Raw genomic sequence first — 19,703 nt, 5'->3', positions numbered from 1 at the left:
CCCCTTTCCACCCGCCCCCCCGGGGCCGCCCCCCCCCCCCCCCCCCCCCCCCCCCCGCGGCGCGCCCCCCCGGGGGGGGCGCCCCCCGGGGGGGTTGGGGGGGGGGGCGCCCCCCCCGGGCCCGTGGGTCAGGAGGAGCTGACGACCGCGTCCAGGTGGGGCAGATGATGGTCCAGCCGCTCCCGCTTGGTGCGCAGATACGTGATGTTGTTCTCGCACGGCGGTATCAGCAGCGGCACCGTCTCGGCGACCTGGATGCCGTGCCGCAGCAACGACTCGCGTTTGCGCGGGTTGTTGGACATCAGACGGACCGAGTTCACGCCCAGGTCCTGCAGTATCTCGGCGGCGACGCCGTAGTCGCGGGCGTCCACCGGCAGGCCGAGCGCCAGGTTCGCCTCGACGGTGTCCAGGCCCTCCGCCTGCAGGGCCATCGCCCGCAGCTTGCCGAGCAGACCGATGCCCCGGCCTTCGTGCCCTCTGAGGTAGATGACGATGCCGCGGCCTTCCGCGACGACCGCGCGCAGCGCGGAGGCGAGCTGGTCGCCGCACTCGCAGTGCTGGGAGCCGAAGGCGTCACCGGTCAGGCACTCGGAGTGCAGCCGGGTGAGGACGTTGTCCGTGCCGATCTCGCCATGGACCAGGGCCACTTGTTCGTCACCGCGGTCGTGATCGAGGTAGCCGACCGCCTGGAAATGCCCGTACACGGTGGGCAGCGGGGAATTCACGACGCGTTCCACACCCGTGCGCTGCGGTGACGTCTTGCCGAGCACGCCAATTTTTTCTGTCATGATCTGGTTCCTAAGCAGAGACGAAAGGCCGTGAAGAGATGAGTGGTTCGGGAATACGGTCGGCGGCGTACGGTCTGGTGCCGACGGACACTACCGAAGACGTACGGACGCGAGGGGCGGGCGTCTCAACCCAGGTGGCCGTCCTTCCCGTCGGAAGCTTCGAACAACACGGGCCGTACCTTCCGCTGGCGACCGACACGCTCGTCGCCTGTGCGATAGCCCGGGAGATCGCCACCGCGTATCCGGTGCACCTCCTTCCGCCGGTGACCATCGCCTGCTCGCACGAGCACGCGGCCTGGCCGGGAACCGTCAGCATCTCCTCCGTGACCCTTCACGCGGTGGTACGGGACATCGCGGCCTCACTGCGCCGCTCGGGCGTCGAAGCTCTGGTGCTGGTCAACGGGCACGGCGGGAACTACGTTTTGGGCAACGTCGTCCAGGAGTCCTCCGCGCGCGGTGAGCGGATGGCGCTCTTCCCGGCCCCGGAGGACTGGGAGGCGGCCCGGGAGCGGGCCGGGGTGACGACCTCGTTGCTGACGGACATGCACGCGGGGGAAATCGAGACCTCCATCCTGCTGCACGCCCATCCCGAAATGGTCCGGCCCGGTTACGAGTCGGCCGATTTCGTCGCGGACGACCGCCGTCATCTGCTCACCGTCGGAATGTCCGCCTATACCGATTCGGGCGTCATAGGCCGTCCTTCCCTGGGGTCCGCGGAAAAGGGGAAGGAACTGCTGGCGGGCTTCGCCGATTCCTTCGCAACGTATTTCTCGATGCTCACCTCCGCGGACGGCACCACGAGGGCCGCGGAAGCCGGACGCGCATAGTCACCGTCCGGTGCGAGGTGCGGTTCCGGGTCCGTCACAGCGGTCCCGGCCCCCTCCTCCGCGCCGCGCAGGCCCGTGTACCAACGGGCGACCAGGACGAGGGCGCCCGGCAGCGCGGCCACGAAGCTGAGCACGCCGTAGACCACGGCGACCGCGAGTCCGCTGCTCGCGCCGAGGCCGGCGGCGCCGAACGCCCAGGCGGTGACGCCTTCGCGGGGGCCGAAGCCGCCGATGTTCACCGGCAGCCCCATGGCGAGCAGGGCGAGCACGGCGAGGGGCAGCAGCGCGGCGACGGAGGCGCCTGATCCGGCGACCCGGGCGGCGAGCACGAACATCCCGATGTGGCCGGCCAGGACGACGGCGGACGAGACGGCCACGCCCGGTCCGTTGCGGCGGGACAGCAGTCCTTCGCGTGCCTCGGCGAGGCCGGCGCGCAGGGCACGTCCCCGGCGGGAAGGTGCAGCCCGGTTCATGCGCAGTGCCAGGACCACCGCGAGGGTGCCCAGCGCGGCGAGGGCGAGCAGCGGGGCGAAGTGCCGGGCGTCGGCCAGCACGGGTGAGGGCATCGTCAGCAGCACGGCAGCGCCGACGACGGCCAGCGCGACCTGTCCGGCGGCCCGTTCGAGGACCACCGTGCGGACTCCGCGGCCGAGGTCACCGGCGCTCTGCCCGTGCCGGACCGCCCGGTGGACGTCGCCGAGGACCCCGCCGGGCAGGGCCGCGTTGAGGAACAGCGCGCGGTAGTAGTCGGCGACGGCCCCTACGAGCGGGAGCCGGATCCCCAGGCCCCGGGCCACCAGCGCCCAGCGCCAGGCGCTGAACACGGTGGTGAGCAGTCCGATCCCCACGGCCACCAGAAGTGTGGGCGTGTCGATCCGGCGCAGCCCGTCCAGGAAGACGCCGGTGCCCAGGCGCCACAGCAGCACGGCGAGGATGGCGACACCGGCGACGGTGCCGATGTGCGTGCGGACGGCGCGGGAGTTGAGACGGGCCAGCGCGCCGCGAAGGGCGGTGCGCCGACGGGTCGTTCCCTGGCCCGCGGAGGACCGGGGCTCGGTCACGAGGACGCCGATCCGCGCCTCGGAGACGGCGGAGCCGGTGCGGACCGCGGACGGGTCGCCGGCGGAGACGGGCGCTTCGGTGCGGGCTTCGAGTATCTCGGCCCTGGCCGCGAGCGCACCGGTCCGAGCCGCCAGCACCCGGGTACGGGCCGCGAGCGGCGCGGCCAGCAGGGCGGGGGAACCCGTGGGAAGCGCGAACACCTCCACCCGGTCGGCGTGCCGCCGGGACGGCTGGATCGGCCGCCGGGACAGCTCGACGGGTCCCTCGGACGCCGCGGCCTGCCGCTCGCTCGGAGCGAGGTGCCGCCGGGACGGCTGGATCTGCCGCGCGGACTCCACGCGCATCACGCTCCGCCGGTCGGCCGGGAGAGGGCCAGCAGGTCACTGTGGTGGACCACGACCGTCAGCTCCCCCGCCTCGCAGGCAGCGAGCCGCTCGCTCAGATAGCGTTCCGCACGCGGTGCCAGCTCCGGCCGCTCCTCGACGGCCGCGCCGACCCAGCCGCGCAGCCACTGCGCCGTCAAGGCGGACTCGGCGGGGCCGAGCCGCCAGGGGCTCGGGTGCAGTCGTACCGTGGCGCCACGTTCGGAGAACACCTCGCAGGCCACCGTGATCGCGTCCGGCCCGAGCATCCCGTCGCGGCGCTGGTGGGCGTTGAACGCGGCGGCGATCTCCGCGTCCATGGGGTCGGACGGGGTGAGCTCGACGCGGCCGGCCACCGACAGGGTCAGCAGGGCCGGGCAGCCCGCGGCCGTGCAGGCGTCGGCAAGGGTGGCGAGTTCCTCGCGGGTGAGAACGTCGAGCAGCGCTGATGCCGTGACGAGGGAGGCTCCGGACAGGACGTCCGGGGTGAGCCGGGCGACGTCGCCGCGCCGCGTCTCGACGGTGACCCGGCTGCCGTCGGCGGCGGAGCGCGGGGAGGCGACGGCGGCGAAGTGCAGAAGGTAGGGGTCGCGGTCGTGCAGGATCCAGTGCTGGGCGCCGTCCAGCCGGGGAGCCAGCCAGCGGCCCATGGAGCCGGTGCCGCAGCCCACGTCGTGGATGACCAGCCCGGCCTTCCCCGGCAGGTTGGCGAGCCGGATCCGCAGCGGATCGAGCAGGTCGTGCGACCGCGCGGCGGCATCGGCCCCCTCCCGCAACTCCAGCCACTCGGGCGCGTATCGCGGCGGATCGTCGGGCCCGGCGTCCCGCAGCCGCACGGTGGGCCGCTCCCCTGGACGCGGGGTGGGCCCTGCGCCTGGACGCGGGGTGGGCCCTGCGCCGGGGATGACAGCCGCCTGCCCCGCTGCCCCGGATGCCTCCCGGGGACCCGGCTGTGCCGGAATCTTCCCCGCCTGCTGGGTCATGGCCGTCTCCGTCATGCCGCCCTCCTGGGTTCGTTCGGCAGTCGGCCCAGTACTCCGGCCAGGCTGCGGGCCGTGGTCGCCCAGCCGTCGAGGGCGACCCGTCGGCCTCTCGCGGCGGCCTTCAGACGACGTCGTACGTCCGCCTCGCCGAACCAGCCGCGCAGTTCGGCGGCGAGGGCGGCGGGGTCCTCCGGCGGGACGAGGATGCCGGGCACGCCCCCGTCGGGCGCCCGGCCGACCGCCTCCGCGAGACCGCCGACGTCCGTGGCCAGTACCGGAATGCCGCGGGCGAGGGCCTCGGTCACCGCCATGCCGTAGGTCTCGGCGTAGGAGGCGAGGACCATGAGGTCGGCGGAGGCGTAGCTGGCGTCGAGTTCGGCGCCGGCCTGCGGGCCCGCGAGGTGCAGGCGGTCCTGGAGGCCGTACGCGTCGATCAGGTCCCGCAGTCCGGCGACGTACTCGGGGTCGTGCCCGAGTCCGCCGACGAAGACGCAGCTCCACGGCAGGTCGGTCACCGTGGCCAGGGCCTCCACCAGTCGGTGCTGCCCCTTGCGCGGGGTCACCGCGGCCACGCACAGCAGCCGGGAGACGCCGTCGGTGCCGGAGGCGAGGGGGGCGATGTCGGCGCCGGGGGCGGCGACATGGACCCGGTCGGGGGCCAGGCCGTGGTGGGAGACAAGCCGCCGTACGGCCCAGTCGCTGGTGGCGATGACGGCCGGGACGGCCCGCAGCACCGCGCGTTCCTTGGCGTCGAGTTCCGCGGCCACCGCCGGTTCCAGTCCCGTCTCGTCGCCGAGCGGAAGGTGGACGAGGACGACGAGGCGCAGCCGTTCCGCCTCGGGTACGACGATCTCGGGGACGGCGCAGGCGACTATCCCGTCCAGCAGGACGACCGTATCGTCCGGCAGTTCCTGCAGCACACGGGCGAGTTCAGCGCGGGCGTCCGCGTCCGGGCGGGGCCAGGTACCGTCCACGGCGTGCTGGTGGACCTGCCAGCCGAAGCCGGGCAGGTCCAGACAGATGCGCCGGTCGTAGGCGTTGCCGCCGCTGGGCGCGGCCGGGTCGTGGACGCCGCCCGGCAGGACGAAGTGCACGGAGCGCAGGGACATCGGGATGATCTCCGCGTTCTTGAGGGCGGAGTGCTGAACGGGCACGTAACCGAGCCCGCTGGTCCGCTCCATCGTCGTGTCGGTCACAGCGCACGCTCGTAACTCGCCCAGGCGACGTGCGACTCGTGCAGGGAGACGGTGAGGCCCGCGAGACCCTTCGCGCCCTCGCCGAGGGCGCCCTTGTGGATGCGTGCGGCGAGCCGGTCGGCGATGACCTTGGCCAGGAACTCCGTGGAGGTGTTGACTCCGGCGAAGTCGGGCTCGTTGTCGAGATTGCGGTAGTTCAGCTCGCTGACTACGGCACCGAGTTCCTGTGTGGCCAGTCCGATGTCGACGACGATGTTGTCGTCGTCCAGCTGCTCGCGCCGGAACGTGGCGTCCACCAGGAACGTCGCTCCGTGCAGGCGCTGCGCGGGTCCGAAGACCTCGCCGCGGAAGCTGTGGGCGATCATGATGTGATCGCGGACGGTGATGCTGAACAACGGACGACCCTCCAGGTGCGGCACGTCTGGTTCCCCCGCGTGAGCCCTGCCGGGGGATGCCGTGTAGTACGGCTCTTCGCGTCCCCTTGTTCAGCGGGACTCTCACTCTTTTCTCAGGTCAGACACCTCTGCCGGGATCCGGGTACCGTACCCGGTGGCAGAGCGCGGGGATCTGCCCCGAGGCGAGCTGCGGCAGCACCTCGGGCAACTCCTCGAACGCGGACTCCCCGGTGACGAGGGCGTCGAGGGCCGGATCGGCGAGCAACTCGAGGGCCACGGCGAGCCGGTCCGCGTACGTCCGGTTCGCGCGGCGCGGGGAGACGGTGCCGACCTGGCTGCTGCGGATGGACAGGCGGCGGGAGTGGAAGGCCTCGCCGAGCGGAAGGCTGACCTGCCGGTCGCCGTACCAGCTCAGTTCGAGGACCGTCCCTTCGGCCCGCAGCAGCTCCAGGGACCGGGCGAGGCCCTGTTCGGAGGCGCTGGCGTGGACGACAAGATCGCAGTCGCCGCGCGCGTCCTCGGGTGCGGCGAAGTCGACGCCGAGGGCCTCGGCGGTCTTGGCGCGGCCCGGATCGGCGTCGACCAACTGCACCCGCGCCCCCGGGAAGCGGGCCAGCAACGCGGCCACCGAGCTGCCGACCATCCCGCCGCCGACCACCGCGATCCGGTCACCGACCAGCGGCGCCGCGTCCCACAGGGCGTTCACGGCGGTCTCGACCGTGCCGGCGAGGACCGCCCGTTCGGCGGGCACGTTCGCCGGTACGACCGTCACCGCGTCCACCGGGACGACGTACCGCGTCTGGTGCGGATACAGGCAGAAGACGGTCCGCCCGACCAGGTCCCGCGGCCCCTCCTCGACCACTCCCACGTTGAGGTAGCCGTACTTCACCGGTCCTGGGAAGTCTCCCTCCTGGAACGGAGCCCGCATGGCCGCGTGCTGGCTCTCCGGGACCCCGCCGCGGAAGACGAGGGTCTCCGTGCCCCTGCTGACTCCGGAGTACAGGGAGCGGACGACGACCTCCCCGTCGGCGGGATCGGGAAGGGCCAGGTCGCGTATCTCGCCGTGGCCTGGGGAGCTGAGCCAGAAGGCGCGTGCGGTGCGCTTCATCGGCATCCTCCTGAACGATCTGGAAGCGGTTCACGTACCGAGGTGTGCACAGGTCGCGCACAGTACGCGGCCTTGATCGACTCTGTCACCTGGCCGGAGGAATGTGCGGTGGCCCTGAACAACACGTACGAAGCAAGACTGGTCCAGCAGGAGACCGCGGTGGGAGCGGGCGTGCAGATCCTGTTGCTGGTCCTGCTCGGCACCGCGATAGGCATGGGGCCGGCGGGCTGGTTGACCGGTCTCGTCTTCGCCTTCGCCACCTGGGCGGTGCTCTCCCGGGCCCTGCACCGCACCCGGCCGTGCTCCTTCGGCCCGGCGAACCGGGTGACCCTGGGCCGGGCGACTCTGGTCGGCGCGGTCACGGCCCTGGTCGCGGACTCCTTCGAGAGCTCCCCGCCGGTGACGCTCTTCGTCGGTCTGACGGCGGTGGCGTTGATACTCGACGGGGTCGACGGCAAGGTCGCCCGCGCCACCGGCACCTCGACCCCGCTGGGCGCCCGCTTCGACATGGAGGTCGACGCGTTCCTGATCCTGGTGCTGAGCGTGTATATGTCGATGTCGCTGGGCCCGTGGGTCCTGCTGATCGGCGCGATGCGCTACGCGTTCGTCGCCGCGGCCCGCGCCCTGCCCTGGCTCAACGCCCCGCTCCCGCCGAGCACGGCCCGCAAGACGGTGGCCGCCCTCCAGGGCATCCTGCTCCTGCTGGCCGCCGCCGACCTCCTGCCGTACCCGGCGACGTTCGGCGTCGTCGCCCTGGCTCTCGCCCTGCTGGTCTGGTCGTTCGGCCGGGACATCCGGTGGCTGTGGCGGACGTACCGGTCCCAGGAGGCAGCGGTGGCGGAGATCCTGGAGCTGAAGGAACTGGTGCCGGTGTCGGAGCCTCAGCCGCTGGCGTCCTGAAACGGCGGCCGGGCTCGGCCGCGCCCAGCGGCCGCTCCCGACCGCACCCAGCGGCCGCTCTCGACGGGCCTTGGCCATCAGCCGTTCCTGACCGTCCTCGTCGGCGCTGCCCGGCCGTTCCCGTCGGCCACTGCCCCGCCGCCCCCAACGCCACCACCCCGGCTGTCCCGTCAGTCGTGCAGCGGTACCCGGTACACCGTCGACTCCCGCTGCCGGAATCCGAGCCGCTCGTACAGCCGGTTCGCCGCCGCCCGTTCCGGCCGTGAGGTGAGGTCGACGGTCCGCGCGCCCGCCTCCCGCGCCAACCGCAGGGCCTCCAGCGTCAGCAGCCCGGCGACTCCGTGACCGCGCGCCTCGTGATCGACGACGACGTCCTCGATACGGGCCCGCAGCCCGCTCGGCACGGGATACGTCACCAGCGTCAGGGTGCCGACGACCGTCTCGCCCGAACGGGCGACCAACACGGTGTTCGCGTCGCATCTTTCACGTACTGGTCGTGGTCGAAGACCCACAGGTCGCGCCGACTCCAGCTTGCCGGGTGGCCCGGCGGGAGGGGACCCGCCCGGGTGGGGCGGCCCCACCGCCGCGTACCGGTGGGGCCGTCCTGCCCGGCTACCGCGTCGGCGTCGCGGTCGGTGCCGGGGCGTAGCCGGTGGGGCGGGTCGTGAAGGTGCCGCGGCCCTGGGTGCGGCTGCGCAACCGGGTCGCGTAGCCGAAGAGTTCGGCCAGCGGCACGGTGGCGGTGACCACCGTGGTGGCCGTCCGCGTCACCGAGCCGGAGACGCGGCCACGGCGTGCGGCCAGGTCGCCGAGGACGGTGCCGACGGCGTCCTCGGGCACGGTGACCGTGACCTCGACGACCGGTTCCAGCAGGGTCATCGTCGAGGCGCGCAGGGCTTCCCGGAGGCCGAAGCGGCCCGCGGTGCGGAACGCCGTGTCCGAGGAGTCCTTCACATGGGTCGCCCCGTCGGTCAGGGTGACCCGCAGCCCGGTCACCGGGTGTCCGCCGAGCGGGCCCTCGGCGAGGGCGTCCCGGCAGCCGGCCTCGACCGCGCGGACGTACTCCTGCGGCACGCGCCCGCCGACGACCGTCGAGCGGAACTCGAAGCCCATGATCTCCTCCAGCGGCTCCACATCCAGCACGACATGGGCGAACTGCCCTGCCCCGCCGTCCTGTTTGACGTGCCGGTGGACCAGGCCGGACACCCCTCGAACGACCGTCTCCCGGTAGGACACGCCGGGTCGGCCGACGGCGACCTCCAGCCCGTGGTCGCGCCGGACCTTCTCCACCGCGACCTCCAGGTGCAGTTCGCCCATGCCGGACAGCAGCGTCTGCCCGGTCTCGGGGTCGGTGCGGACCACCAGCGACGGGTCCTCCTCGACCAGCCGCGCGAGCGCCGTGGCCAGCCGGTCGGTGTCGACCGACCTGCGGGTCTCGACCGCGACGGAGACGACCGGGTCGGCCACGCTCGGCGGTTCCAGGACGAGTGGGGCGTCCGGGGCGCACAGGGTCGAGCCGGCCCGGGCGGACTTCAGTCCGACCACGGCGACGATGTCCCCGGCCAGCGCCCGGTCCACCTGGGCGTGCCGGTCGGCCTGTACGCGAAGAATCCGCCCGATGCGCTCGCTGCGCCGCGTGCTCGCTTCCATCACCGTGTCCCCCTTTCCGATCGTTCCCGAGTACACCCGCAGGTAGGTCAGCCGTCCCGTCGCGGTGGCGTGCACCTTGAACGCCAGTGCCGCGAACGGCGCGTGCGGATCGGCGGCCCGCTCCTGCTCGGTGCCGTCGTACGTGCCCCGTACGGCAGGCACGTCGAGCGGGGACGGCAGGTAGGCCACGACCGCGTCGAGGAGCGGCTCGATCCCGCGGTTGCGGTAGGCCGAGCCGCACAGGACGACCACGCCGTCGCCGCTGTGCGTGAGGTCGCGCAGGGCGGAGGCGAGCGTCGACGCGGAGAGCGTCTCCTGGTCGCAGAACTCCTCCAGGGCGGCCGGGTGACGTTCGGCCACGGCCTCCTCCAGCAGCCGGCGCCGCCGAACCGCCTCCTCCAGCGAAGCCTCCGGTACGGGACCCTCCTGGACCGTCTCATCGCTGTCGGCCCAGGTCAGCGCCCGCATCCGCAGCAGGTCGACAACGCCGGTGAACCCGTCCTCGCTGCCGATGGGCAACTGCACCACCAGCGGTGCGGGGTGCAGCCGCTCCCGGATCGACGCGACGGCCGTGTCGAGGTCGGCGCCGGCCCGGTCCAGCTTGTTGACGAACGCGATCCTCGGCACGCCGTGCCGGTCCGCCTGCCGCCACACCGACTCGCTCTGCGGCTCCACACCCGCGACGGCGTCGAACACCGCGACCGCACCGTCGAGGACGCGCAGCGCACGTTCCACCTCGTCGGCGAAGTCGACGTGTCCCGGGGTGTCGATCAGGTTGATCCGGTGGCCGTCCCAGGCGCAGCTCACGGCCGCGGCGGAGATCGTGATGCCACGATCGCGTTCCTGTGGGTCGAAGTCGGTGACGGTCGTGCCGTCGTGGACCTCGCCCCGCCGGTGGGTGGTGCCGGTGGCGTACAGGATCCGCTCGGTGACGGTGGTCTTGCCGGCGTCGACATGGGCGAGGATGCCGAGGTTGCGGACGACGGTGAGGGTGTTGAGGTGGGTGCGCACGGCCCAGGGCCTTTCGGACGAGGTGTGACAGGGCGGCGCGATTCCCGCGTGGACGTGGAGATGACGGAATGACGGAACGTCAACAGGTGCTACTGGAGCAGAAGTTGACGGTGCGAGTCAGTCAGTACGTCAGTACGTCGTCACGGGCATCCGGTACCGGCCGCGCAGCGGGCACCGGACAGACAAAGACACGAGGATCACCTCGTGCAGCGACCGGGGAACGACAACAGCGGTGCGGTAGCACACGGCCGGTCTCCCCTCACTGGTCTGCCTCGTCAGCACACACGCGGCCCTGTGCGGCTGCGTTGGGCGGTGCGCGATCTGTGGTGAGTGTAGGGAACCAGGGCGGGGTGGGGCACGGGATTTTCCCCGCTCTGGATCTGTTGCGTTCTGGATCCTTCGCGCCTTGGATCCTTCGCGCCTTGGATCCCACCGTTCGAGACCCCGGCGTTCCAGACCTCACCGTTCCAGACCCCACCGTTCCAGTGTCCTTGCGCCCGGCGTCCCCGCACCGCACACGCCGCTGCTCCTCCCGGCGTTGTGACGCGCCCCCACAGCCCAAGTCCGCTCGCCCCGGTCAGGGCAGAATCTCGACGTACCCATCGGTTCCGTGCACACGGATGCGCTGCCCGTCCCGGATCAGCCGGGTGGCCTGCTCAACGCCCACGACAGCCGGCAAGCCGTACTCCCGGGCGATCACCGCGCCATGGGTCATCAGGCCGCCCACCTCTGTCACCAGGCCCGCGATCCCGACGAACAGCGGCGACCAACTGGGGTCTGTGAAGGCCGTGACCAGGATGTCGCCCGTCTCGAGATCGGCCTCCGCCATGTCGAGGATGACGCGGGCCCTCCCCTCGATGGTCCCGGCGGAAACCGGCAGGCCGATCAGGGCACCGGCCGGCACATCGTCGCGCCGGTACGCCCCGGTGACCGCCTCGCCGTCCGATGTGAGCACCCGGGGCGCTGTGAGCGCGTGGTACGACCGGAACGCGTCCTTGCGCCGCTGGATGAGCTGGTCATCCACCTGCCTCGAGCGCACGACGTCGTGGAATTCCTGGAGCGTGAGGTAGAAGACGTCCTCCTTCTCAGGAATCACGCCGGTCTGTACGAGGCGCTCGGCCTCCGTCATCAAGGCCTGCTTGTAGACGAAGGAGCGGCTGATGATGGCGTACTTCGGGTACTCCCGGTACCCGATGAAGGTGCGGACCCGGTCGATCATCCGCTTGGTCTCGCCGGCTTTCCGATCCCCTTCCGGCAGGGCCCGCAAGCGTGACAGCACCTCCTGTTCCTTCGCCTGCGCCCTCTGCCGGCCCTCCTCGAAGCGCCGCTCAGCGGCGCCCGGTTCGAAGTTCCTGACGTTGTCGAGGATCGCGGGTACCAGCGTGGCGGGGCGCTCGCGCCAACGCGGCCTCGTGATGTCGATCTCGCCGACGCAGCGCATGCCGTACCGGTCGAGGTAGGCCTCGATGGCGGCGTGTGCTTCGGTCCCGCCCGCGAGTTTCGCCAGCTCGTGCAGGAAATCCTCGTCCTCGACGCCCTGCAGGAACGCCACCACCTCCGGATGCGGGCGGATCGCGTCGGCGACATCGAGCAGCGCCAGTCCCATCTCGGACGTGACGTTGTCGGGGGCGGACAGGGTGAGCGTGTCAGCCGCGTTCTTCTCGCCCAGCCACTCCCGCAGCTTGTCGTTGAGCCACCACGTGGCCTCCATCCCCGCCATGATCGCCTGGATGTTCAGCGGATCGCCAAGGATTCGCTTGTGTTGTTCGAAGGCCTCCTCCCGCAGGAAGTCGAACAGCGCCGGTCCGGTCTTCGTCCGGATGTCGCGCTCCAGGGCGGCGAGCGATGCCTGGCTGCGCTGGATCAGCTCGGTGACGATGGCCGGATCGGGCTCGCCCGCGGCGGACGCGCCGCCGGTGGTCGGCCCGCCGGGACCCGCGTCCGGGAGCGACGGAGACGATGGGGGCGGCGAGGGCGCCGGGATGGACGGGATCGACGGGATCGACGGGATCGACGGGACGAAATCGTCGCGGTCCAGGACCGTCTCCAGCGCGTCCCTGGTCAACGGATCGGATCTCCCCGCGAGGTCCAGGAGACGGGCGCGGCTCGCGGGCGAGGCCAGGGCCCGGGTCGCGTCGACGAACAGCCTCCCGCCGGCCTCGTACATCGGCGCCATGGCCGTCAGCTGCCATACGGAGAGCCCCAGGGGCTTCATGGGGTCGGTCATCATTTGCTGATGACCGACGGAGACGTAGACGTGAATCTCCGGGTCGCCGGTCTTGGGGACGTCGCCCGCCTCAGGGACGTCGCCCGCCTCAGGGATGGGGAACAGCGTCGTGATCGGTCGACTCTGAACGGTCTGGAAGTCCTCGTCGACCAGGCACCATTCGATGTCCTGCGGGCTGCCGAAGTGCGCTTCGATCCGCCGCCCGAGCTGCACGAGCCGCACGACCTGGGCGTCCGTCAGAGCGGGCTGCTCCTGCCGCTGCGGGTCGATCGCCACTTCGTGCGTACCGCCGGTCGGCAGAGCCTGGACGGATCGCTGTTTGGCGGCGATCGTCTTGGCGACGACTTCGGCGTCTCGCACCTTGTAGACATCCGGGTTCACGATGCCGGAGACCAGGGCCTCGCCGAGGCCGAAGCCGGCGTCCACGGTGGCAACCTTCCGGTTGCCCGTGACAGGGTCGGCCGTGAACAGGATGCCGGCCGCTTGCGGGACGACCATCTGCTGCACGACCACGGCCATGTGGACCGTACGGTGGTCGATGCCGTTCCGCCGGCGGTAAGTCACGGCCCGCTCCGTGAACAACGAAGCCCAGCACCGGCTGATGTGCTGGAGGATCGCCTCCGGCCCCAGAACGTTCAGATACGTGTCCTGCTGACCGGCGAAGGAGGCCGTCGGCAGGTCCTCTGCCGTCGCGCTGGATCGGACGGCGTAGGCGGTCTGCGCACCCAGCTGAGCGAGCGCGCTGGTGATCGCCGCCGCGAGGTCGCCCGGGATGGCGATCTCCTCGATGGTCCGGCGGATCTGCGCGCTGAGCGTGCGGATCGCCTCCCTGTCATGCGGGTCCAGGCGCGACAGCTGATCGATCACGTCGTCCATCGACGGCGCTTCCGCCTTGACGCGCCGGAAGGCGTGCGTCGTCACGCAGAAGCCGGCCGGGACGCGGACGCCTTCGATTCGCGACAGCCCGCCCAGGTGCGCGCCCTTGCCGCCGACGACGGCGACCTGCGTCTCGTCGACCTCCTGGAGACTCAACACGTACGGCTCGATCATCCCGTTTACCCCCAAGGCAGTCGTGTCCCGTCGCACTGCACCGGCACGCATGTCGTGCCCCCGTTTCCGCTGGTTGTGGCCTCGGCGGACGATTTTGCGCCACCACCCGGGTCTTGCCGCAAGCCCCCCCGTGCGCTATAGGTTGAGAGTGGAGGGGAGAGACATCTTCCTGCCTTTGCTTGTGCGGCCGGGTTCGAACAGTCGTCGTAGGTCCGGGACATGCACAGCACCCTGACGGAACATGCCCGGTGTCTCTACGGAGATGAGTTCGGTCCACGCCGGAGTGCGAGCCAGCCCCCTCGCGTCGTCTGCTGCTTACCGACGGCCGCGAGTAACGCGTCGGCCACCTCCGTCACCGACCGTCCACCGCCCCCTTCAAACGCGGCAGCGTGGAGCGGGGACCCCGGGTGGCACCTCAACGGCACGGACCCTCGGATCCCCGGCACCCCGCATCCGCGCCCGGGACCCCGCATCCATCCGCATCCGCATCCGGCGATGGTCGGGAACCTGCGGCGAGGTCAGGCACGCAGGCCCTGGAGTCCGTCGTAGGCGGTCATCAACAGGTCCAGCCCCCGGGTGTCGTGCTCCGGTTCGCGCATCTGGTTCGTCACGTACGCCACCGTCATCCGGGACTCGGGCTCGATCATGACCATCGAGCCGCCCCAGCCGCCCCAGCCGTAGGTGGTGCCGAACAGGCCGTACCCCAGGCCGTAGCGCACCGACATGCCCAGGAGGCGGTCCTCCCCCGCGAACTGCTCCTGCCACGCGCGTTCGCAGCCCGCCGCCGACAACAGCGACACCCCACGCAGGGTTCCCCCGCACGCCATCGCCGACTGCACGAGCGCAACGGAGCGGGCGTTGCCGAAGCCGCTCGCCGCGGGGATCTCCGCGCGGCGCCAGGCCACGCTGTTGCCGTCACGGACCCGGATCCCCTGTCCGTCCTCGGGAGCCGGCCCGCCGCCCGGCGCGCTCGAGGTGTAGTCCTCGTCCCGCGACGGCGGCGGGACCGTGGACGCGACCCGGTGGTCGTGCTCGGCGGCCAGTCCGATGTGGAAGTCCGCGCCCAACGGCCCGGTGACCTCGTCGGCGAAGAACTTCCCCACGCTCCGGCCGGTGATCCGGCGGACGACCTCGCCCACCAGGAATCCCTGGGTGAGCGAGTGGTATCCGGCCGCCGTGCCCGGCTCCCACTGGGGGGCCTGAGCGGCGAGGCGTGCCGTGACGGACGGCCAGTCATAGAGGGCCGCCGCGGTCAACGGTCCGTCCATATCGGGCAGACCCGCGGTGTGCGAGAGCAGATGCTTCACCAGCACCTTCTCCTTGCCCGCCGCAGCGAACTCCGGCCAGTACCGGGCGACCGGCGCGTCCGGGTCGAGTTCGCCGCGGTCGATCAGGATCAGGGCGCACAGGGCCGTCATCGTCTTGGTCACGGACCAGACGTTGACGATCGTGTCGCGCTGCCACGGCACCGTACGGTCCGCGTCCACGAACCCGCCCCACACGTCCACCACCGGCTCACCGTCCACGAAGACGGCGACCGAGCCCCCTACGTCTCCCTCGTCCAGCAGGTCGGACAGCGCGCTCGGCACTGCCGTGAACAGATCGTCGTACGCGCCCTCGATGTCGGCCATGCCCCGCATTCAGCCCGCACCGCACCGCCCCGGTCAACCGAATTCACGGATCTTGCCGACCTCCTGGGCACGCAGGAGTCCGCGTCCCTTGAGTTCGAACGCACCCTGCGCGACTCCACCCGTCCGGTTCGAGGGCGTCATCTGGGTCCGTAAGCGGACTGCTCGCCCGTGCGGTGCTGCACCGTCCGTCCGCCGCCGTGGAAACCTCGGCCAGAAAGACGCAGGACACTTCGAGGAAGCTGATGAATGCCTCGCCGATGACATGCGGGATCTCCGCTCAGGGCCACGCCGTGGAGACCGTCATCATCGAACTGCGCGAGCTGGCCGTCGCCATCGCCAACAACCTCGTGACCGGGTTCCCACCACCTCAACTTGCCGCCGCCATCGACGCGTTGACGGGCGCCAACGGTCTGATCGCCGTGACCCCCGTGGCCGCGATGAGGACCGGCTTCCGCTGGAAGCCGCAGGTTTCCTGGGAGCCAACGGCATCAAGATCCACAAGGGTGCGGCCTGGGTGTCCGCCCGGATGCTCCGGAAGTGGTGCTCGACGAGGGAGCCGGGCCGGCCCGGAGGTCGTGTGCCGGCCCGGCTCCCTCCCGGTCAGGAGTGCGGTCGGACCGCGGTGACCTTCATCGAGACCGGCACCGGCGGAACGGTGTACGGCGTGTCGTGGACGAGACCGAGTGCGGCCGTGTAGCGGCCGGGGGTCCGGGTCTCGGGCAGCGTCGCGTCGAGCGTGAGCCGCAGGGTGACGGCGGAGTGCGCCGGGACGGTGAGCGTGGTGGTCTCCTCGCTGAGCCAGGGGATGTCGGCGGCCTCCGTCTGACCGTAGCCGGGCAGCAGTTCAGTGGTGGTGACGGCATTGCTGTCGCCCCATCCGGTACTGCCGCCGATCTTGTACAGGCCGGCCGCCGCGGCGCCGCGGTAGGTGGGGGTGGTGTTGTCGGGGAGCCGCTGCCAGGCGTCGGCGCCGGGGTCGTAGGACCAGGTGGCGGCCGTGATGTCCGCGGTGTCCTGGGTGCCGACGGAGCCGCCGGTCAGCAGCAGCCGGCCGGCCGCGGTGGTGTAGGCCGCGCCCCACACGCCGGTGGGCAGGGAGGCGACCGGTGACCAGGTGTCGTCGGCCGGGTCGTAGGAGTAGACGTCGTCGACGACGCCCGTGCCGGGCGACTGCCCGCCGGCGCACACGACGTGACCGTCCAGTCCGCCGCAGGCGGGATAGGCGATCGGCAGCGGGTACGGTGCCAGGCTCCGCCAGCTGTCGGTCGCCGGGTCGTAGGACTGGACGGCCGTGACGCCGCAACTGACACCGCAGCCGCCGACCATGAACAGCCGGCCGTTGAGAACGGCGCTGCCCGCCAGGGAGTATGCCTCGGGAGCGGCGGCACCGGTGGACCAGGTGTCGGCCGCCGGGTCGTAGACGGCGACCGAGGTGACGGCCTGGTCGGCTTCGTCCTTGCCGCCGGCGACGTACCACTTGCCGTCGATGAAGCCGTGGACCGGACCGCGCCGTGCTTGTGGGGCGTCGGCGCGCCGGACCCAGCCGGCGGTGTCGCCCGCCGTCGTGTCGTAGGCCCACAGGCCGTCCTGAACGGTGTCGTCGCCCTCCATTCCGAAACCGGTGTACACCGTTCCCCGGTAGGTGTCGGCCGCGTTGTCGATGACTCCGTAGGCGAGGTCGGGAGCGGGCTGCCACTCCTCTCCCTGCGGCGGTGTCGCGGACACGTCGGCCGACTCCTGGATCCGGACGCTGGCCGGGGCGCCGCCGGTGTTGCGGACGGTGACCGTGGCGCGGGCCGTGCTGTCCTGCCGTACCGAGGCGGCGACGGCGGCCGGGGTGACGGTGAGACGGCCGGCCGGCAGGGCGAGGTCCGTGGTCCGGACCCGGTCGGGTACGACGCGGGCGGTCACGGTGCGGTCCGCGTACAGGGACTTGGAGGCCGTCAGCTTCACGGTGCCGGTGCGCCCGTGGTCACCGGCCGGCGCGAACAGCCGGTACAGGCCGTCCGCGGTGGCCGGGTCGGCGGGCGTCGCGACGGACACGGCGGGCGAGGTGCCCGTGGCGCCGCCGGTGACCTCGGCGCCGTTGACCGGCTCCTTGGTGTTGGCGTCCCGGGTGTGGCCGACGACCAGCCCGCCCGGGACCTTGTCGTAGGTACGGTCGCCGACGAAGACGTCGTCCACGGCCCACCACCAGCCGAAGCTGCCGGTGAAGTGGAAGCGCAGCTGGACCGTGGCGCGGCCCGCGTAGTCGGACAGGGGGATCTCGACGTGGGCCGGGCCGTCCACCGAGTCCGTGGTGTGCCGCCAGACGGTGGTCCAGGTGGTGCCGTGGTCGGTGCTGACGTCGACGGCCGCGCTCTGCCCTTCGTAACCGCGGTAGGCGGTGTCGAAGGCGACCCGGGGGGCCGTACGGTCGGTGAAGTCGTAGACGGGGCTGATGAGTTGGCTGTCCTGGGAGACGCCGCCCCCGTAGTGGTCGCTGTCCACGACGGCGAACGCCCCCTCGCCGCCGGTGGTGTTGCCGCGCGCACCGGGGTCGTCGAAGGTCCAGCCGCCGGTGGACGAGTCGGCGTCGGCGACCCACCAGCCGGCCGGCGCGGCGGTGGTCTCGGTGAACGGCTCGGTCGGGCCCGAGCGGTGCACCGCGTAGCCGGGGGCCAGGGCCGCTTCCTCGTCGACCGCTACGGCGATGTCGGCCTTCACCGCGCGCCCGGTGACCTTCACCTCCCGGGTCACCGCCCGGTATCCCGGGTAGGCCGCGGCGATGTGCAGCGGGTAGGTGCGAGCGGTCGGCAGGGACACCGAGTACCGGCCGGTGGCGGGATCGGTCCACACCGGGTCCAGCGGCGTGCCGTCCACGGTGATCGACGCGTACAGCGGCCAGCCGTGTCCCGAGCCGTCGGTGACGGTTCCGGAGACGGTCCGGCTCGGCACCGGAGTGACGGGCAGGTCGCGGGCGAGGTCGGTGCCGTCGTCGACGCGGACCTTGCCGAGTGCGGCGGTGGCGTAGCCGTAGGCGTCGACGGTCAGGTCGTACGTTCCTGTGGGCAGTGTCAGGGCGTAGTGGCCCTGGGTGTCGGTGCTGGTGCGGTGGTCGTCGTCGGCCAGGACGGCGGCGCCGGGCACCGGTCGGCCCGTGCGGGCGTCGGTGACCGTGCCGCTGATCCGGCCGTGCGGGCCCATGCGGAAGGCGGTGAGTCCGTTCGGCGTGCCGAGTCCGGTGGGGCCGTCGTAGCCGGTGGCCGCGGTGCACAGGTAGGCGGGATCGCAGGTGCCGTTGGAGCCGGCCGTGACGTCGTTGAGCGCTTCGTCGGGGGCGGCGTACGGGTAGGCGTTGGGCTCGGTGTCCTCGGCGAGGGCACCGGCGGCGGCGTACACGCCCGCGATGAGGGGCGCCGAGGCGCTGGTGCCGCCGTAGACGCCCCAGCCAGCCGAGCCGTAGCTGTCGTACACCGCGACGCCGGTGTCCGGGTCCGCCACGGCTGACACGTCGGCCACGGTCCGGTGATCGCAGCCCGAGTCGTGCTGGAACGCCGGCTTGGGCAGGTAGCGGGAGCAGCCCGATCCGGCGCCGTAGCCGTCGTGCGACCACACCGACTCCGACCAGCCGCGTGCCGTGCCGGTGTCCCGGCGCAGACTGGTGCCGCCGACCGCGGTGACGTGGGGTGAGGCGGCCGGGAAGGACACGCCGGCGTCGTCGTCACCGGAGGAGGCGACGATCGCCACCCCGGGGTGGTCGTAGTAGGCGTCCCAGGCGGTCTCGGCCGGGTCCTCGTCGAAAAGGTCGTACCGGGTGCCGTAGGAGTTGGAGACGACGTCGGCGCCCAGGGTGACGGCCTGCTGCACCGCCGCGCCGAGGTTGTCGATGGTGGTGTCGTCCGCCTCCACGAGCAGCAGGCGGGCGTGCGGAGCGGCGGCCGACACCATGTCGAGGTCGAGCGCGGCCTCGCCTGCCCAGCCCGCCTCGGGATCCGGGTAGTCGGTGCCGCCGCGCTGGTCGACCTTGGTGAAGCAGCCGTCCGCGCTGGTGCAGGCCGGGAGGCCGAACTGGGCGCGGTAGACGGCCAGATCGGCTTCCGCGGTGGGGGCGTCCTGGGCCACGACCACGGCGACGGTCAGGCCCTCACCGCCGTCGCCGGGCAACGCGTAGGCCGTGCGCAGGTCGGCCGGGCCGAAACCAGGGGGCGCCTGCGCGGCCACGGCACCGGGCCGCTTCGCGGACGGACCGGTGCGCCGGATGGCGAAGCAGGTCGCCTCGCCGGGCGAGGGCGTACCGCACAACGACTCGGTGCCGTCGGCCTTGCCGGAGGAGGATGAAGCGGAGGAGGACGTGGTGGAGAGCGCTGTCCGATCGTCTGCGGAGGCGTCCGCCGCACCGGACATGGCCACGATCGCGGCGCTCAGGGCGACCGCCGCGATCCGATTCCCGAGGCGCAGGCCGCTCGGGTCGGGACGTCTGAGGGGTGGTATGTGCACCGACTTCTTCTTCTCTCTCATGAGCACCCCCGTG

The 19,703-nt window shown here is 72.0% G+C and carries 11 protein-coding genes and 3 pseudogenes; 3 read left to right on the top strand and 11 right to left on the bottom strand.

From position 1 onward, the window contains the following. Positions 1-128 precede the first annotated feature (128 nt). Complete coding sequence (ribA, locus tag M2271_RS37710) at positions 129-788, bottom strand: GTP cyclohydrolase II (protein ID WP_280891977.1); 660 nt, start codon at positions 786-788, stop codon at positions 129-131. A gap of 38 nt (positions 789-826) precedes the next feature. Between ribA and M2271_RS37705 the strand changes: the two genes are divergently transcribed. Beyond that, positions 827-1,615: a creatininase family protein gene (locus M2271_RS37705; protein ID WP_280891976.1), complete on the top strand. Its 789-nt coding sequence runs from the start codon at positions 827-829 to the stop codon at positions 1,613-1,615. A gap of 164 nt (positions 1,616-1,779) precedes the next feature. Here M2271_RS37705 and M2271_RS37700 read toward each other — a convergent pair. The 5 genes and pseudogenes from M2271_RS37700 to M2271_RS37680 form a co-directional block, all read right to left on the bottom strand. Further along, positions 1,780-3,021, bottom strand: a pseudogene (locus tag M2271_RS37700) (lysylphosphatidylglycerol synthase transmembrane domain-containing protein); the annotation flags it as partial. Beyond that, positions 3,021-4,037 carry a class I SAM-dependent methyltransferase gene (locus M2271_RS37695; RefSeq protein WP_280891975.1) on the bottom strand — a complete coding sequence of 339 codons (1,017 nt, stop codon included), beginning with the start codon at positions 4,035-4,037 and terminating at the stop codon, positions 3,021-3,023. The pseudogene M2271_RS37700 and the gene M2271_RS37695, both read right to left, overlap by 1 nt. Beyond that, entirely contained in the window at positions 4,034-5,203 is a 1,170-nt protein-coding gene (locus M2271_RS37690) for a glycosyltransferase family 4 protein (protein ID WP_280891982.1), read from the bottom strand. The genes M2271_RS37695 and M2271_RS37690 overlap by 4 nt, the downstream gene beginning before the upstream one ends. An 11-nt stretch (positions 5,204-5,214) precedes the next feature. Continuing rightward, entirely contained in the window at positions 5,215-5,613 is a 399-nt protein-coding gene (locus M2271_RS37685; protein ID WP_280891981.1) for a 6-carboxytetrahydropterin synthase, read from the bottom strand. Between the two features lie 118 nt (positions 5,614-5,731). Further along, positions 5,732-6,721, bottom strand: a complete 990-nt coding sequence (locus tag M2271_RS37680; protein ID WP_280891974.1) for a zinc-binding alcohol dehydrogenase — start codon at positions 6,719-6,721, stop codon at positions 5,732-5,734. A gap of 108 nt (positions 6,722-6,829) precedes the next feature. Here M2271_RS37680 and M2271_RS37675 point away from each other — a divergent pair, with 108 nt between their 5' ends. Beyond that, positions 6,830-7,621: a CDP-alcohol phosphatidyltransferase family protein gene (locus M2271_RS37675; RefSeq protein ID WP_280891980.1), complete on the top strand. Its 792-nt coding sequence runs from the start codon at positions 6,830-6,832 to the stop codon at positions 7,619-7,621. Between the two features lie 170 nt (positions 7,622-7,791). Here the strand turns inward: M2271_RS37675 and M2271_RS37670 are convergent. From M2271_RS37670 to M2271_RS37655, 4 genes and pseudogenes are all read right to left on the bottom strand, one after another. Next, a pseudogene (locus tag M2271_RS37670) lies at positions 7,792-8,103 on the bottom strand (GNAT family N-acetyltransferase); the annotation flags it as partial. 130 nt (positions 8,104-8,233) lie between these two features. Continuing rightward, a complete protein-coding gene (gene fusA / locus M2271_RS37665; RefSeq protein ID WP_280891973.1) occupies positions 8,234-10,282 on the bottom strand; it encodes an elongation factor G in 2,049 nt (682 codons plus the stop codon). A 577-nt stretch (positions 10,283-10,859) separates the two neighbouring features. After that, positions 10,860-13,559, bottom strand: coding sequence for a rifamycin-inactivating phosphotransferase (gene rph / locus M2271_RS37660; protein ID WP_280891972.1), 2,700 nt, complete (start codon positions 13,557-13,559; stop codon positions 10,860-10,862). Positions 13,560-14,077: 518 nt separating this feature from the next. Beyond that, entirely contained in the window at positions 14,078-15,190 is a 1,113-nt protein-coding gene (locus M2271_RS37655; RefSeq protein ID WP_280891971.1) for a serine hydrolase domain-containing protein, read from the bottom strand. A gap of 290 nt (positions 15,191-15,480) precedes the next feature. Between M2271_RS37655 and M2271_RS37650 the strand changes: the two are divergent. Beyond that, a pseudogene (locus tag M2271_RS37650) lies at positions 15,481-15,621 on the top strand (oxidoreductase); the annotation flags it as partial. A gap of 169 nt (positions 15,622-15,790) precedes the next feature. Here the strand turns inward: M2271_RS37650 and M2271_RS37645 are convergent. Beyond that, positions 15,791-19,690 (bottom strand): carboxypeptidase regulatory-like domain-containing protein, encoded by a 3,900-nt coding sequence (locus M2271_RS37645; protein WP_280891970.1) that lies wholly within the window; start codon positions 19,688-19,690, stop codon positions 15,791-15,793. Positions 19,691-19,703 lie beyond the last annotated feature (13 nt).

Source organism: Streptomyces sp. LBL, assembly GCF_029893585.1.
In the GTDB taxonomy this organism is placed as follows: Bacteria; Actinomycetota; Actinomycetes; order Streptomycetales; family Streptomycetaceae; genus Streptomyces.
Note: the sequence above shows the minus strand (reverse complement) of the source record. Positions and strands in the feature narration are given on the sequence as shown.

What these genes read in the sequence shown, in the direction of transcription:
- M2271_RS37645 (WP_280891970.1), bottom strand. Translation starts at nt 19,690, where the DNA reads ATGAGAGAGAAGAAGAAGTCGGTGCACATACCACCCCTCAGACGTCCC.
- M2271_RS37705 (WP_280891976.1), top strand. Translation starts at nt 827, where the DNA reads ATGAGTGGTTCGGGAATACGGTCGGCGGCGTACGGTCTGGTGCCGACG.
- rph (WP_280891972.1), bottom strand. Translation starts at nt 13,559, where the DNA reads ATGATCGAGCCGTACGTGTTGAGTCTCCAGGAGGTCGACGAGACGCAG.
- M2271_RS37690 (WP_280891982.1), bottom strand. Translation starts at nt 5,203, where the DNA reads ATGGAGCGGACCAGCGGGCTCGGTTACGTGCCCGTTCAGCACTCCGCC.
- M2271_RS37695 (WP_280891975.1), bottom strand. Translation starts at nt 4,037, where the DNA reads ATGACGGAGACGGCCATGACCCAGCAGGCGGGGAAGATTCCGGCACAG.
- M2271_RS37655 (WP_280891971.1), bottom strand. Translation starts at nt 15,190, where the DNA reads ATGGCCGACATCGAGGGCGCGTACGACGATCTGTTCACGGCAGTGCCG.
- ribA (WP_280891977.1), bottom strand. Translation starts at nt 788, where the DNA reads ATGACAGAAAAAATTGGCGTGCTCGGCAAGACGTCACCGCAGCGCACG.
- M2271_RS37680 (WP_280891974.1), bottom strand. Translation starts at nt 6,721, where the DNA reads ATGAAGCGCACCGCACGCGCCTTCTGGCTCAGCTCCCCAGGCCACGGC.